The 15,090-nt window shown below is 34.5% G+C and carries 14 protein-coding genes; all 14 read right to left on the bottom strand.

Annotated elements, in window-relative coordinates; all coding sequences use genetic code 11:
- Positions 1–19: 19 nt before the first annotated feature.
- The 14 genes from HMPREF9473_RS03535 to HMPREF9473_RS03470 all read right to left on the bottom strand — a co-directional run bounded on the left by HMPREF9473_RS03535 (position 20) and on the right by HMPREF9473_RS03470 (position 15,076).
- Complete coding sequence (locus HMPREF9473_RS03535) at positions 20–1,336, bottom strand: nucleotide sugar dehydrogenase (RefSeq protein ID WP_006778688.1); 1,317 nt, start codon at positions 1,334–1,336, stop codon at positions 20–22.
- A 16-nt stretch (positions 1,337–1,352) separates the two neighbouring features.
- On the bottom strand, positions 1,353–2,180 hold the full coding sequence (locus HMPREF9473_RS03530) for an NAD-dependent epimerase/dehydratase family protein (protein ID WP_006778687.1): 828 nt from the start codon (positions 2,178–2,180) through the stop codon (positions 1,353–1,355).
- 25 nt (positions 2,181–2,205) lie between these two features.
- Positions 2,206–3,516: a sugar phosphate nucleotidyltransferase gene (locus tag HMPREF9473_RS03525; RefSeq protein ID WP_006778686.1), complete on the bottom strand. Its 1,311-nt coding sequence runs from the start codon at positions 3,514–3,516 to the stop codon at positions 2,206–2,208.
- A gap of 47 nt (positions 3,517–3,563) precedes the next feature.
- A complete protein-coding gene (locus tag HMPREF9473_RS03520) occupies positions 3,564–4,670 on the bottom strand; it encodes a DegT/DnrJ/EryC1/StrS family aminotransferase (RefSeq protein ID WP_006778685.1) in 1,107 nt (368 codons plus the stop codon).
- Positions 4,652–5,725, bottom strand: a complete 1,074-nt coding sequence (gene gmd / locus HMPREF9473_RS03515) for a GDP-mannose 4,6-dehydratase (RefSeq protein WP_006778684.1) — start codon at positions 5,723–5,725, stop codon at positions 4,652–4,654. Before gmd ends, HMPREF9473_RS03520 begins: the two co-directional genes overlap by 19 nt.
- 69 nt (positions 5,726–5,794) lie before the next feature.
- Complete coding sequence (locus tag HMPREF9473_RS03510) at positions 5,795–6,928, bottom strand: EpsG family protein (protein WP_006778683.1); 1,134 nt, start codon at positions 6,926–6,928, stop codon at positions 5,795–5,797.
- A 23-nt stretch (positions 6,929–6,951) separates the two neighbouring features.
- A complete protein-coding gene (locus HMPREF9473_RS03505; protein ID WP_006778682.1) occupies positions 6,952–8,397 on the bottom strand; it encodes a lipopolysaccharide biosynthesis protein in 1,446 nt (481 codons plus the stop codon).
- Between the two features lie 8 nt (positions 8,398–8,405).
- The gene (locus HMPREF9473_RS25940; RefSeq protein ID WP_242830823.1) at positions 8,406–8,765 is read right to left on the bottom strand and encodes a glycosyltransferase; all 360 of its coding nucleotides are present in this window, start codon (positions 8,763–8,765) and stop codon (positions 8,406–8,408) included.
- A 5-nt stretch (positions 8,766–8,770) separates the two neighbouring features.
- Positions 8,771–9,571: a hypothetical protein gene (locus HMPREF9473_RS03500; RefSeq protein WP_006778681.1), complete on the bottom strand. Its 801-nt coding sequence runs from the start codon at positions 9,569–9,571 to the stop codon at positions 8,771–8,773.
- Positions 9,572–9,583: 12 nt separating this feature from the next.
- Entirely contained in the window at positions 9,584–10,192 is a 609-nt protein-coding gene (locus HMPREF9473_RS03495) for a glycosyltransferase (RefSeq protein ID WP_157140196.1), read from the bottom strand.
- 152 nt (positions 10,193–10,344) lie between these two features.
- A complete protein-coding gene (locus HMPREF9473_RS03490; protein WP_006778680.1) occupies positions 10,345–10,794 on the bottom strand; it encodes a hypothetical protein in 450 nt (149 codons plus the stop codon).
- 44 nt (positions 10,795–10,838) lie between these two features.
- On the bottom strand, positions 10,839–11,420 hold the full coding sequence (locus tag HMPREF9473_RS03485) for a DapH/DapD/GlmU-related protein (protein WP_006778679.1): 582 nt from the start codon (positions 11,418–11,420) through the stop codon (positions 10,839–10,841).
- A 9-nt stretch (positions 11,421–11,429) separates the two neighbouring features.
- Entirely contained in the window at positions 11,430–13,166 is a 1,737-nt protein-coding gene (locus HMPREF9473_RS28675) for a sugar transferase (RefSeq protein ID WP_006778678.1), read from the bottom strand.
- 44 nt (positions 13,167–13,210) lie between these two features.
- Complete coding sequence (locus tag HMPREF9473_RS03470) at positions 13,211–15,076, bottom strand: polysaccharide biosynthesis protein (protein ID WP_006778677.1); 1,866 nt, start codon at positions 15,074–15,076, stop codon at positions 13,211–13,213.
- Positions 15,077–15,090: the final 14 nt, after the last annotated feature.

The following is a 15,090-nucleotide window of genomic DNA, read 5'->3' as shown; positions in this document are numbered from 1 at the left end:
ATATAATTTTCCTCCGTTCTTATAAACGCCAATATATGTATCCTGCATCCACAAAATCGGTTTTTGAAAAAAGTCCTTTGATATCTAAGAAAACTTTTGTAGATTCAGTATTTTGTTTGTATAATTTACTTATGTCATTAATAGTAAGCTTAGTAAAATCATCATGTCCAACAGCCAATATAACCGCATCCATATTTTTTATTTCCTGCATTGCAGTAAATTTTAGATTATATTCAGTTAATGCCTCAACTTCGTTAGCTATTGGGTCAGATACAATGGGTTTAATGCCGTACTCTCCCAATTCATTGACAATATCAATAACACGTGTATTTCTAGTATCTGGACAATTTTCTTTAAAAGTAAAACCTAGTATTGCAACTCTGGCATCTCGAATAGAAATACCCGCCATAACCATTTTTTTTATAAGACATTCGACTACATACTTTCCCATATCATCATTTATCCGGCGTCCGGCCAGAATAACCTGGCTATGATACCCCATCTGTTCGGCTCTATAAGTCAGGTAATAGGGATCCACACCGATACAATGTCCCCCAACCAAGCCGGGGGCAAATTTTAGAAAATTCCATTTGGTTCCGGCAGCTGCCAGCACAGATTTTGTGTCAATATCCAATTTATTGAAAATAATTGATAGTTCATTCATAAAAGCAATATTGATATCTCTTTGACTATTTTCAATCACTTTTGCCGCTTCAGCAATTTTAATAGATTCAGCTCTATGTACTCCAGCTTTTACAACAAGTTCATAAACCTTAGCAATGATATCTAAACTTTCCTCATCCATACCGGATACTATTTTTGTAATAGTTTCCAGGCGATGAACCTTATCACCTGGATTGATACGCTCTGGTGAATATCCAATCTTAAAGTCGATACCACATTTTAATCCAGATTCTTCTTCCAAGATAGGAACGCATATTTCTTCCGTAACGCCTGGATATACTGTGGATTCATAAACAACAATAGATCCTGGCATTAAGTTGCGGCCTAATATATGGCTAGCCCCCTTTACAGGAGAAAGATCAGGAGTATGGTCTTTATTAACAGGAGTAGGGACCGCCACAATATGAAATTTGGCTTCTTTTAATCTGGATTCATCAGAAGTAAAATCTACGGTACAGTCTGATATAGCTTCGTTTCCAACTTCATTAGTTGGATCCATTCCTTTTTTATAAAGAGATATTTTTTGCTGATTGATATCAAAACCTATAACATTCACTTTTTGCGAAAAAGCTACTGCAATAGGCATACCCACATATCCTAAACCAATAAGTGATAACTTCTCGCTTCTATCCAGTAATTTATTATAAAGCATCCTTTTTTCCTCCTTGTTAGTACATTCTCATAATCTCATTAATTTTTTTATTATTGCCCCAAACGGCTTTCGAATCATATGGTCTGTCTGGGAATGCTCCATACTGAAGTTTTATATTAAAATTGTTATCCGCAATAAAACGTTCAACTCTATCTGCCAATTTCTCAGGACGTCCATTACAAATATTAATAATTCCATTAACCTTATTCTGCTGCACTACCGCGGCTGTTTGAGCACAAAACTCTTCATAATCAAGAAAATCAAATTGATTTAATCCCATAGTAAAGGGAAACTCCTTCTTCCCCTTTTCAACTGCTTGTACTATTTTAGAAAAGATCGAACAACCATAGGATGTATTTCCGACAATATAATATCCCCTAAGCCATTGTAGTTTTTTTCCGCTTAGCTTAGCCAGATATTCCGCATCATGCCTCAGCGCATTTTTGGCTATTCCATATAAACTCATTGGATTACAAGCTGAATTCTCATCAATGCTTCCTTCATAAAATCCGACTTCATGCATGGAGCCCATAATTGCGATTGACTTTACATCACTTTCAAATATTTTTTTTAGAAAAGCATGATGTAGTGGTAGATTATTAATATGACTGTCTGCATTATGTATAAATCCATCATTCCAAGCTAAATGCAATATAACATCTGGTTGACCAAAAAAGTTATATGGATTTTCTACTTCAAATAAATTACAAATTTTCAATTCTGCACGATTGTCACATTTGTCAGTGGCTAATCCTGTGGCAACTACATCGCATCCATCATCCAATAATTTTTTTACAATTCCCAATCCTAAGTATCCATTTGCACCTGTTACTAAAATTTTCATAAACTATCTCCTTATTTTCTTTATACTAGATTGGAAAAATTTTCTTATCGTGCACGGATATATCCTTACCAAGTTGTACTTCGATAAGAACCAGTTCTGTTATTGCATAGACCGTATGGCGACATCCTGCATGCATTGTAATTACATCACCAACAGATACATTCTGCTCTATTTCATCTACAAGTATCCGTCCCTGGCCACTCACAACAACCCATACCTCGTCACGGTGCTCATGGGAATGATACCTCATTCCGTCTCCTGGTTTAATAGTAACCTTTATAGTCATACTATCATTCCCGGCATCAATTACCCGGAAACACCCCCACGATTTATCTGCATACTTTATATCGCCCTCATATTTTTCTGCATATTTTTTGATATATCCAGATCGTTCTTTATCTGAAACCAATACACCATCTGAACATACAGAAATAACAGCATCATGTATTCCCATAGCAAGAACAGGTATTCCAAGTTCATTTATAACATGGAGATTATTGCAAGTTTCGTCCACGGTAACATCTCCTATAAAATTCTCGCTCATTGTCTCTGTCAATGTATTCCATGAACCTACGTCCTTCCATTCTCCACGATACCGCATGACTTGAATACTAGTTTCTTTTTCAACAACAGCATAATCAAAACTTATCTTTTCTAGATTTTTATAGTTATTAAAAAGCTGATGATAATCAGATGTTCCAAAATATTCTTTTGCTATATTCAAGACATATTTTAATTTGTATGCAAATACTCCACCATTCCAAAGGGCTCCTTGAGACAAATACTGTACGGCTGTTTCTTCATCTGGCTTTTCTTTGAATTCTGCAACGTAGCTAATTTCTTTCCTGGTTTTGGGAATAATATACCCATATTTTTCGCTGGGAAATGTTGGCTCTATCCCCATTAGTATTAAATTGGCCTCATTTCGTTTAGCTTGTTCAGAAAGTTTTTCCAACATTATAAAATAATCGTTAGCAACATATGGATCAACCGGACATACAACCACAGAGTCCTCTTCAGATACACCTTTTACATCATGGAGATAGGTTGTAGCTAACGCAATGGCAGGAAATGTGTCACGACGATAGGGCTCAATTGATATATCAACTTTTTCTCCTAATTGATTATGGATAGAAGATACTTGCGATTTGGAGGTAGCAATAGTAATTTTTGCATCATTATCCACCGCTTTTATTTGGCGATATATTCTTTGGACCATCGATTCACATTCACCGTCAATTGTCTTAAATATTTTAATGAACTGCTTTGATCTTACCTCATTAGAGAGAGGCCAGAGGCGTTTACCAGAACCACCCGATAGCAGTATTATATTCATAAGCATCACCTCAAACAGTACTTTATTTTCTAATTCAGATGCATAGATTAATCTCTTATTGAGTCTTTTAAAGAATTTACTATATATTTTATATGGTCTTCTGTTAGCAGAGAATGCGTTGGCAGATTAATCCCTCTCTCCCCGATGTATTCTGCAATTGGAAACGAAGCATTAGCATCAAAATAAGGCGGCATAATATGCATTGGATAAAATACCGGTCTCATCTCGATATTTCTTTTTTCCATATTTGCCATAATTTTATCTCTACTTTTTTTAACATTATCGTTCAATATTATTGAATACATCCAATAGGTATGAGTAGCTTGAGCAGGAATATCTTGTATAGTAATATACTCCTGTATATCGCAAAGGTATTTATCATACAATCTTCTTATCCTTTGACGCTCCTCCAAATGCCATTGAATTTTTTCAAGCTGTCCTAAGCCGATAGCTGCTTGCATATTAGTCATTCTATAGTTATAAGCAACTTCCGTATGCCAATATCGCTTATTGGGATCAATTCCCTGAGAGCGCAGATGTTTCATCCGATTAAAAAGATTTTCATCATTTGTTACAAGCATTCCACCTTCACCGGAGGTAATTATTTTATTACCAAAAAAACTAAAAGAGCCTATTGTTCCAATGGAACCGACTCTTTTATTTTCCCACATTGCTCCATGAGCTTCAGCGGCATCCTCGATAACAGGTATTTTATATTCCTCTGAAATTTTCATGATTTCCCTCATATTCGAGGGTAAACCGTAAAGATGGACTGGAATGATTGCTTTTGTTCGGGATGTAACTGCTTTTCTTATCTCTTTGGGGTTAATATTCCAAGTATTGATTTCACTATCTACAAAAACAGGTATGGCACCGCAGTATTTTACGGCATTCGCCGTTGCAATATAAGTCAGTGTAGGCATAATTACTTCATCACCAGGCTTTATTCCAAGAGCAAGCAAAGCTAAATGTAATGTTACGGTTCCATTACTGCATGCTAATGCATACTTCGTTCCACAAAAAGCAGCAAACTCTTTTTGAAACTCTTCAATAAATCTGCCATTTGCGGATACCCAGCCAGTATCAATGCACTCGTTCAGATATTTTTTCTCATTTCCATTAAAAACTGGCACCGCTATTGATATTCTATCCATTGGGTTTCCTCCACGCTCATTAGATGCTTTATTTTTTCTTGTTTAGCCAGCTTTCTATCGTGCTTAGCCATAATTTCTATTAGTTCAGAATAAGATGTTTTCTGTGGATTCCACCCAAGGACAGTTTTCGCCTTAGTAGGATCACCCCAAAGATTATCAACATCAGTTGGTCGGAACCATTGAGGATTTACACAAACTACCATTTTGCCAGTATTTACATCATAGCCTTTCTCATCAAGGCCAGCGCCTTCCCATTTTACTGTAATACCATTTGCTGCAAATGCTTTTTCAGTAAAATCTCTAACAGTATGTTGCTCACCTGTTGCAATTACAAAATCCTCTGGAGTATTATGCTGAAGCATCATCCACATACACTCCACATAGTCCTTTGCATAGCCCCAGTCTCTTAGACTATTCAAATTACCGAGTTCAAGATGCTCCTGAAGTCCCTCGGCGATTCGTCCGGCAGACAGCGTGATCTTCCTCGTAACAAAGTTCTCCCCCCGCCTTTCAGATTCATGATTAAAAAGGATGCCATTAACAGCAAACATACCATATGCCTCACGATACTCCTTTATAATCCAAAAACCATACTGTTTTGCTACAGCGTAAGGACTATATGGGTGAAAGGGGGTGGTTTCACGCTGTGGAACTTCCTCGACTTTTCCATAGAGTTCAGAGGTAGAAGCTTGATATATTTTACTTTTCTTTGTTAGTCCCAGAATACGGCAAGATTCTAAAATCCTTAATACACCAAGCGCGTCAACGTCTCCTGAATACTCTGGGACATCAAAACTAACTTGTACATGAGATTGTGCGGCAAGATTATAAATCTCATCTGGCTGTACAATATTTATAATACGGATTAAACTGCTTGAATCAGACAAATCGCCATCATGTAGAGTTATTCTATTAATAATATGGTCAATACGTGATGTATTAGGTAGAGAGGAACGTCGGGTAATTCCATGAACTTCATAACCTTTTTCTAACAAGAATTCTGCAAGATAGGAACCATCCTGCCCGGTAATGCCGGTAATAAGCGCTTTTTTCATATATGTTGAAACTCCTTTACTTTTAAAAAGTTTTACTACATAAAGTTATTTACAAAAATATAATTCAAATCATCTAGAGAACAATTCTACAAATGAGTATGCAAACCCATAATCAGAACTTCTTCTACTTATAACAAATAAAGAATAAAATACAACAAGCAGTAACGCCAGACATTTTCTAAAGGCTGGGTTCATTTTAACTATCTTTTGATTTTCGAAGACATAACCCCATAGAAAAATGCGAAGCATATAAAAATAAAATGGGAGGCGATATGCTCCTAACACTAAAACCGGTATGATAAGAATTGCACTAAATAAAGAGCCAATAATCGATATATTCAATCTAATATCACTAACGGTGGTTTTGGATAGTATAACTAATGCCAGAAGAGCAGAAAGTATCAGATTCCAGTTTCCAAGCAAAGTCGGTTTCATCATTGTGGAATAAGCTGCATATCTAGTAGAACTTATTATCAGTTGGCTAAAGTAGCTTGCACTTAAAGTTGCAGCCGACACTAGCAGAAACAACGTTAACACTTTTGTCCGAGATAATTTTTTTCTGTTTTTAAGTAGAAAATAGCAGGCTAAAAAGGGAAGATTGACGATTAAGGTAAGCTGAAAACATATTGCTATAATGGTTAGAAAAATTGCTTTTCCTATTTTATTGTTTTTCAAACAACAAAATGAATGTAGAATGAAAGCTCCTCCGATTCCGGCTCTCATTATATTCATGTCATAAAAAAATTGAACCGCAATTAATATTATGAACAAAAATTCGCAATCCTGATGCCAAAAGGTTTTAATAAAATGTACATACCCACTGGCAACAATTAGCGCTGCGAAAAAAAAATAAACTGTGTAGTTATTACTTATTCTACGTACCAAATATGTAAATAATTTGAAAAGTGGTTCTAATCCGGCATTATAATAATTGTGAAACTCAGTTGAAGCCTGAAAATTTTTCACATAAAAATCGCTGTCAGCGCCAAATGAAACGTCTTTAAAAGTATATAGAATCACAAATAAGGCAAATAATAAAATATACCATATGTTAATTTCGGTACTACCTCTAAATGCATTCACCTTAATTCCTGTCATTGTAATTGCACCTCGTTTACTGAGGATACAGATAACAAAACCCGTAAATAATATCAGTAAATACGTATAAGTATCCCAATATTCGCCAAATTCAAATAATTCCATACGTATTTCTCCTCAATGAATAATTAATTATCTTTCTGTTGGTGAATGAATCCAAACAGCAATTTGCTTACAATTATTAGGTTTGTATCTTTAGTAAAAAAGGCAAGTAATATATATATCACAATACCAACCAGCACTTGAACTATGAGCATCCATAAACTTTCGAAACAATTTTTTTGAATAAACCAAACTATAATTGCCATAATACTAGAATTAAAGAGAGGTTTTGCAATATCTGTAATTCGTTCTTTTAATTTGTATCCATATGTTGCAGAACTAATACAGAATATAGTAACTCCGGCCACTAATTGAACGATTACCGCCCCAACTGCAATATAAAATATTCCATATCTAAGGGTGAAAATAAGTGCCAAAAGATTAAAGATACAAAGACCAATCTCATATCTCAAACAAATTCCACTTTTCCCTAAAGCATAATAGGCTTGTTTATCTATGGTAATCATGCACTCAGGAAGTCTTAAAATGCAAAACAGCATTAAAAAAGGAACACAGTCAATCCATTTATCTGTTAATACCACAGAAACTAGCGGTTTCGCAATAGCTACAATTCCCAATAACAATGGAAACATAAAAAAAGTAGATAGCTGAATCGCTTTTCTGGAAGTATTTTTTAAAGATAAAACATTTGTCTGTTGTCTTGATAAAACTGGAAGAATAACACTGCTTATGGAATATCCTACAGTTGTAACTGCATATAAGGAATATGTATAAGCTTTATCATAAAAGGCCAGTTCATCTGATGTATACTTGCGTCCAATTGTCATTGTTCTTATCGTGTCATAAAGTCCGGATACTAAACTTGCAAGCATAATTTTTCCACTAAATGTATAAAGTTTTTTTGCGCGTTTCCATGAAAAATGAAAATCAAAGTGAAATTCCGATATCAAACATATAACAAGAACAAATATATTGACAACATTATGTGCAACGAGGGCCCATACGCCATACCCCATATAAGCCATAGTAATGCCAACGACTCCAGCTATCGGAACTGCTATCATACTGCGAAAAAAAAGTTTCTTAAACTGCATTGTTCGCTGTAAAATTGCTAATTGAATAGCATTAATAGCATTTAAAAATAAAATTACTCCTAAAACTCTGAGAGCATATTTTAATACCGTCAATCCATAATAATCAGCTATATATGGAGCTGCAAAAAAAATAAAAACATATAAAATTAAAGCAACTGCCAAACTAGATACCATTAGTGTAGAAATATCTAAGTCATCAACATCTTCTTTTTGGATGATCGCAGTGGATAATCCAGACTGTACGAGAATAAGGGCATAGTTTGTAACTGCCACAATAATAGCTAAACTGGCAAAATCCTGCGGCATAAGAATTCTGGCTAAAATTATTTGTACTAAAAAGCCCATTCCTTGTGCAAAAGCTCTTTCCATGAATCTCCATATAAAGGAATTAATAATTATATTTTTACTTGTATTCATATGCCATCCTATATTTCTTCTCCTGAGATCATATTACATAATCGAACCATGTCAATTTTTTGGCGGTTGTTTAAATAATCTAAACGTTGTTTAATACAATCTAATGAAATTTTATTTTCGATTGCCTGCAGTATTCTATTCTGTATTTCCATAATATCGTAAGGATTACAATAATAAACGGATTCCCCATATACCTCTGGCAAAGAACAGATGGCTGAAATAACACAAGTCTTTCCATATTTCATTGCTTCCATAGGAACATTTCCAAACCCTTCATTTAAAGTCGGATAAAACATAATATCACAATTTTTATATGCAAGTTCTAATTCTTCGTTTGTTACATAATTATAAAATACGAAATTTTTAATATTTTTTATTCTTTTTTTATTTTATCTGGTGCATTTCCATATACTTTTGTTTTTACACCATTCAAGAGACCTTTTTCATATAAGTCATCAATCGCCATGATTCCACGATAGCTGTTCTTAATCCACCTATCTGCACTTATCATCATAATAAATTTTTCTTCATTAACCTTATTAGAAACTAATGCATTCTCACTATCCAATTGTGTCAGTGGGTATAATACATAAAATTCCTTTTCAGCAATAAAATTAGAATAGTTCAATTTTATTGAATAAAGAGAATGCTGGGAATCGGTTAATATCATATCAAAATCTCGTATTACGGATTGATATGTTCTATAATATTTTTTATATAACGGTTTTTTAAGGAATTTTTTAATAATTTCTTTAAATAGGTCAAATGATTTGTAGTATAAAAAAAGATAGTCATCAGTCTGCTTTTCAATCGCTCTTAATCCATGGCAAGTACCAATTTTTATTATATTATCCGGAAATTTCAGGCCATTATATCCATATGCTAAACCAGCGAAAAAACGCACTTCCATATTCTTATTTTTGTATTTAGAAAGCACGTCCACGATATCTTGAGATGATTCAACCTGTTCTAATATAATATCTTTGGCTTTCATCATTTCGATGAGCCAATCATCAATAAATTTTTTTTTATTAAAACAAGCTACTATTTTTGAAGCCCCACTATAAGAGTCTGCAAAAAATTTAAATACGGTTTTTGTATACTCTCCACCACCGTGAAATTTTACTTTTCCAACTGGCTGTGAGCATAAAAGATCAAATACAATTACATTCATTTATATATCCCCTTAGTTATTAAGTATTATTGTCTTTTCCACACAACACCTAAGTTTTAAATAAAACGCTCGCCGCCGTTTTTGGAGTACTGTAACTTCATATTTCTTAGCCACGTTGATATTTATTTCGCTCATTCTATTTAGTTTATCTGGATTTTTTTTTAATGAAATTAATTTTTCTACAAATCCGTTAACATCAAATGGGTCAAATAAAAATTCTGATTCAAGTAATTCCGGAATTCCATTTACAGGAGTCGAAAGACAGGGGAGTCCAACTGCCATAGCCTCAATCAAAACACGCGGAAGTCCTTCAGCCTGTGAAGGAAATACCATAATATCGCTATTTAATAATATTTCTCGTAAGTCTTCCTTCTTGGAAAAAAGTCCTAGAAATTGAACATATTCAGATATGCCCATTTCTTGTGCCATACTTTCGTAATATAACCTACGATCACCATCTCCAATACATTTAAGCGTAGCAGCAATCCCTCTGTCTGTTAACTCTTTCATCATATGGAGAAGTGTAGTGTGACCTTTTATATCAGAATTAATAGCACTGCATAAATGAACAATTCTTATTGTCCGGTTCTCTATTCCTATAAAGTTTTTTAGGAATTGCAAAAAAAGAGGTATGTAAATCTATTGATGAGTAATATGAATCAAAATATGTATTACTCCTACCATGAATTATAGAGTAAGATGGATACTTTTTTTCTAAAAATTCTTTCGTTACATAAGAAACTCCATTTGCTTTAAGGCATTCATGCCTCAACTTATTTTTTTAACAACACTTTGGCAAAAATGTTTGTTTTATATGCGTCCTCGGGGTCGGCAATTACTTCTATTGCATACGGACGCTTCTTTTTTTTATACTCATCCAAAAGCAAAAATGTAGGTAACGATGGTAGTCTAAATATTGCACATTCTTCATCCGTTATAATTTTTTTCATTAGACTTTTTAACCGCAAATAGTTTTTTAAATAGGCCTTCACACCCCGAATAAAAGGTAACTCAATAAAGTGGACACCGTCTCCATCTGCCCTGGAATATAATGTGGTATCTTCTAAAGACATATGTTGAACCCTTGCGGCAACGCTTACCTCTTCAAATGCTAATAGATATCTTTTCCAAAAATCATATGCATGAATAGCCGTCCGGCACCAATATGTGTTTGTCAAATCATCCTTAATGATATGTGCATCAGACATCACGAGAACTTTCATATACTTACCTCTTTCAGAAACAAGATTGTGTCTGTAAATTGGAATTAATTAACTTGCTGCCAACTGCAGCTTTTTTCGTTCCATACCTTTATACTTTTAGCTGGGCTTCCAACAATCATTACATTATTTGGAAACTCACCCTTTACCACGGTATTTGCGCCAATAATACATCCATTGCCAATAACACTTCCTGAAAGAATAACAGAATTTTCTCCAATCCACACATTATTTCCAATGGAAACTGGTTTTGTGTATAAACTTCTTTTATTCGGGGGTATATTCGGGGCGGATTGTTCACTGCCCTTATATCTCCCATGGTCAGTGTCACTGATGAATACTTTTGAGGCTATCAATACATTACTGCCAATTATAACGTTTTCATGTGCAACAATATGCACATTATCCCCTAATTCACAATTTCTACCAATTTGTAGAGTTTTCTTAGTCCCCAATAAATCAAATCTACACGAATGTCCAAGTGTTAACCCTTCTTCAAAGGTCATACTTTTTGCACCACGTATATACACGGGTCTTCTTATTAACCTTGCTTTTGGATAAAAGATTTTTGTCATGAAAAACGCATATCCAGTAGACAAAAGCTCTGAAAAAGAATAGTGATTATTCATTTATAGCCCTCAACTTAATACCTCTTTAATCCAGGTTTCCAATGAATATTTTTCATATATCCCAGGTAAAAGAGGCTCATAATCTGAATCAAAAAATTTTATATCTATTTCTACATGGTTTCTGTCTATAACACTAATATTATTAGAATTATAAAATTCATAATTTTTAATATGAGCATTAGTTGTAATCAGTTTTTTATTCATCCCAAGCATTTCAATAGTTCTCATTGTCAAACCGGTTTGCTTTGGATGCTGAATATCTAATATAATTTTTGTCTGCTCAACAATATCTGCTATTTCTTTACTGGACATTTTCTCATAAGAGAAATCACTCTCCACAGTATCTGCCAACTCTTTTTTTACCAATTTATAAAATTTATAAATAAAACTACTTTGCAAATAGCAAAACCAGTAACTCGATAAATGATAAGATTGCACGATTTTCTGAACTTGTTTAATTACTTTATATCGATCAGAATGAATAGTTCCCAAAAAACTAATATCATATCTATAATTCTTTTCTTTGTACAAAGGCGTCCGAAATTCATCTGCATAAAAAAGGGGTCTGAATTTTAATACTGGGTATTTTCTACAATCATCTGGATCAAAAGAATGTAAAGCATCAAAGTATTTAAATTTTTCAGTTACTCCGGGAATATTCTTAACAGAATCCCACAAATAGAGACACAATTTTGCATTTGGATAGTTTTTTCTCATTTTTTTTAGAATATGTGACGATGTCATATCACATTTCACAATCAAAATATAATCATAGTCTTTATTTTGATTTTCCAGAAAAATTTTTTCATAGTATTTTTTACTTTGAGAAGCAAAGAGTTTGGGCGCTATTTTTAATAATGCACGATCTCTTGCACTTGTAACAGAACGTACATCATACATATCGCATTCAGCCCCCATCTCTATTATTTTTTTTTGTATGAGATTTTCATAACCAAAGAACGCTGGTGCGAAAAATAGGATTTTTTTCCCTTTGATATCTTCAGTCAAAACACTTGCATTTGTACCTTTGCTTTCTTTGACAAATTTACTTGTCCCCCCCTCAACAATACCCTCCGAGTTTAAAACGGAACCAATTGTGCCAAAAAAGCACTTGGTGTCCATGACAAACCCCATTTTTTTTACATATTCTCCATCTAGACAAGCTTTTACTGGAATTTCCAATTCATCACGGCCATTAATCTGTGCCCAGCCGGTCAAACCTGGACTTATGTTATTTGCACCATACTTATCTCTTTCCATGATAAGATCATCTTGATTCCATAAAGCGGGGCGTGGACCTATAATGCTCATATCACCTTTAAGAATGTTAAAAATTTGAGGTACTTCATCCAACGATGTTTTTCGAAGGAATTTCCCGGCTCTTGTAATAAATACCTCTGGATTAGTAAGCATATGAGTTGGTGTATCTTGGGGGGTGTTAGTATACATTGTTCTAAATTTATAAATCTCAAAAATTTTTTTATTTTTTCCAATACGTTTCTGCTTAAATAATATAGGACCAGGAGAATCAAGTTTAATAGCAATAGCAATACCAGCTATGATTGGAGCAAAAACTATGATTGAGCCAAGTGAAAGAATCACATCAATCAATCTCTTAATTGGAAGATAATTTTTTTGAGATTTTGTAAGTTCGTAAAAAACGTTCAAATCTTCCGCCCATTGACTGGCATTATGCGTCACATTCTTTTTTTTATTTATCATTGCATCTTTTTCAAGTGTTTTCATTACAAGCACTCTCTTCCCTTACCAATTTCAAACTGACTGATATCCTAATTTGTTTTTATGATATAGGTGGGGACCATTTCTCTAACCATATCTTTAATGTTTTCTGAATCCTGTTCAGCCATTTCTCTCAGCCGATTTAGCTGCGCTTTAAAATTTTCCTGATTGAATTCTATGGGTCTTCCTATATGTATCAATTTGTTTGGTGTATCCTGGAGCCCTTCCTCTCCCATCAAAAGTTCCTCATACAACTTTTCTCCTGGTCGCAATCCGGTAAACTCAATCTGTATATCCTCATAAGGCACATAGCCTGATAGGCGTATTAAATTTTCTGCTAAATCCAGTATTTTAACTGGTTCTCCCATATCCAAAATAAATATTTCCCCACCCTTTGCATATGCTCCAGCCTGAAGTACTAACGACACCGCCTCTGGAATTGTCATGAAATAGCGAATAATATCCTTATGTGTAACCGTTACTGGTCCGCCCTGTTCTATTTGTTTCTTAAACAGTGGAATTACAGACCCGTTGCTTCCCAGTACATTTCCAAATCGAACTGCTACATAATCAGTCTTTGAATGCTTGTTATACATCTGGATGACCATTTCGCACATCCGCTTAGAGGCACCCATAATGTTTGTTGGATTCACTGCCTTATCCGTTGAAATTAACACAAATCGTTCTGTGCCATACCTATCAGCAGCAGCAGCAGTCTTATATGTACCAAATACATTGTTTTTAATTGCTTCATTTGGGCTGTCCTCCATCAGAGGTACATGCTTGTGTGCAGCTGCATGATACACGATATTAGGTCTGTATTTTTCAAATACCATCTCAATTCTGTGTGTATTGCGGACAGAGCCAATAAGCACCACTAAATCCAGTTCAGGATATGTATCTTTTAACTCCTGCTGAATGTCATAAGCATTATTTTCATAAATATCAAAAATTATCAATTGTTTTGGTTTATGAGCTGCTATCTGGCGGCAAAGCTCACTGCCTATGGAACCGCCACCTCCTGTCACCAAAATAACTTTGTTGCTGACATATCCCATAATTTCATCCAGATTGACCCTGATAGGGTCACGTCCAAGCAAATCCTCAATCTCCACTTTACGGAGTTTTGAGATACTCACTTCTCCATTCAAAAGCTGGTAAATCCCCGGAAGAATTTTTATCCCGCACCCCGTCTCCCGGCAGATTTCAATAATCTCCTTTCGCTGCTTTGCAGTAGCAGAAGGCATGGCTATGTATATCTCATCTACTTTATATTTTTCTACCAGTACCGGTATATCGCCTCTATTACCGGCAATCGGAATTCCATTTAATATTTTTCCAGCTTTATTTCTATCATCATCCACAAAGCAGACTGCATATCCATCTACATACTGGCTGGTTGTCATTTCTTTTAAAATAACAGCTCCGGAGGTACCCGCACCCACAATCATGATACGTTTTCCCGTCTTTTCAAAGTTATTGTTAGCAAATAACGTTTTACTGATACGATAAGAAAGACGTATTACAATTTCAAATGCACATAATGATACAAAGCAGATGATATAATAACTTCTTGGCACTTTATGTTCCAACAAAATCATGCCGGCCAGCTGAATAAGAGAGGCAAGTCCACAAGCTGCAATGATGTGTACCACTTCACGAATACCCGCCACACTCCACATAGTTGAGTACATATGAAACAGGAAAAAGATAATAATCGTGATCAAGATATATAATGGCACATAATTAGATGCTGCCTGGCTATATTCAGCAGGAATCTTATTAACATTCATATCAAATCGAATAAATAGCCCTAGAAATGATGCAAAATAGACAGCAATCATATCCACGGCCATTAAGATAACCATTCTTATTCTTTTATCTTTGGGTAAGTATTTCTCAATTGAAACATTCATCATGATTGTCCTTT

Source organism: Hungatella hathewayi WAL-18680 (genome assembly GCF_000235505.1).
Classification (GTDB): Bacteria; Bacillota; Clostridia; order Lachnospirales; family Lachnospiraceae; genus Hungatella_A; species Hungatella_A hathewayi_A.
The sequence above is the reverse complement of the archived record's forward strand: the minus strand, read 5'-3'. Positions and strand labels throughout refer to the sequence as shown.

What these genes read in the sequence shown, in the direction of transcription:
- HMPREF9473_RS03530 (WP_006778687.1), bottom strand. Translation starts at nt 2,180, where the DNA reads ATGAAAATTTTAGTAACAGGTGCAAATGGATACTTAGGATTGGGAATT.
- HMPREF9473_RS28675 (WP_006778678.1), bottom strand. Translation starts at nt 13,166, where the DNA reads ATGAAAACACTTGAAAAAGATGCAATGATAAATAAAAAAAAGAATGTG.
- HMPREF9473_RS03485 (WP_006778679.1), bottom strand. Translation starts at nt 11,420, where the DNA reads ATGAATAATCACTATTCTTTTTCAGAGCTTTTGTCTACTGGATATGCG.
- HMPREF9473_RS03500 (WP_006778681.1), bottom strand. Translation starts at nt 9,571, where the DNA reads ATGAATGTAATTGTATTTGATCTTTTATGCTCACAGCCAGTTGGAAAA.
- HMPREF9473_RS03490 (WP_006778680.1), bottom strand. Translation starts at nt 10,794, where the DNA reads ATGAAAGTTCTCGTGATGTCTGATGCACATATCATTAAGGATGATTTG.
- HMPREF9473_RS03510 (WP_006778683.1), bottom strand. Translation starts at nt 6,928, where the DNA reads ATGGAATTATTTGAATTTGGCGAATATTGGGATACTTATACGTATTTA.
- gmd (WP_006778684.1), bottom strand. Translation starts at nt 5,725, where the DNA reads ATGAAAAAAGCGCTTATTACCGGCATTACCGGGCAGGATGGTTCCTAT.
- HMPREF9473_RS03520 (WP_006778685.1), bottom strand. Translation starts at nt 4,670, where the DNA reads ATGGATAGAATATCAATAGCGGTGCCAGTTTTTAATGGAAATGAGAAA.
- HMPREF9473_RS03505 (WP_006778682.1), bottom strand. Translation starts at nt 8,397, where the DNA reads ATGAATACAAGTAAAAATATAATTATTAATTCCTTTATATGGAGATTC.
- HMPREF9473_RS03470 (WP_006778677.1), bottom strand. Translation starts at nt 15,076, where the DNA reads ATGAATGTTTCAATTGAGAAATACTTACCCAAAGATAAAAGAATAAGA.
- HMPREF9473_RS03535 (WP_006778688.1), bottom strand. Translation starts at nt 1,336, where the DNA reads ATGCTTTATAATAAATTACTGGATAGAAGCGAGAAGTTATCACTTATT.
- HMPREF9473_RS03525 (WP_006778686.1), bottom strand. Translation starts at nt 3,516, where the DNA reads ATGAATATAATACTGCTATCGGGTGGTTCTGGTAAACGCCTCTGGCCT.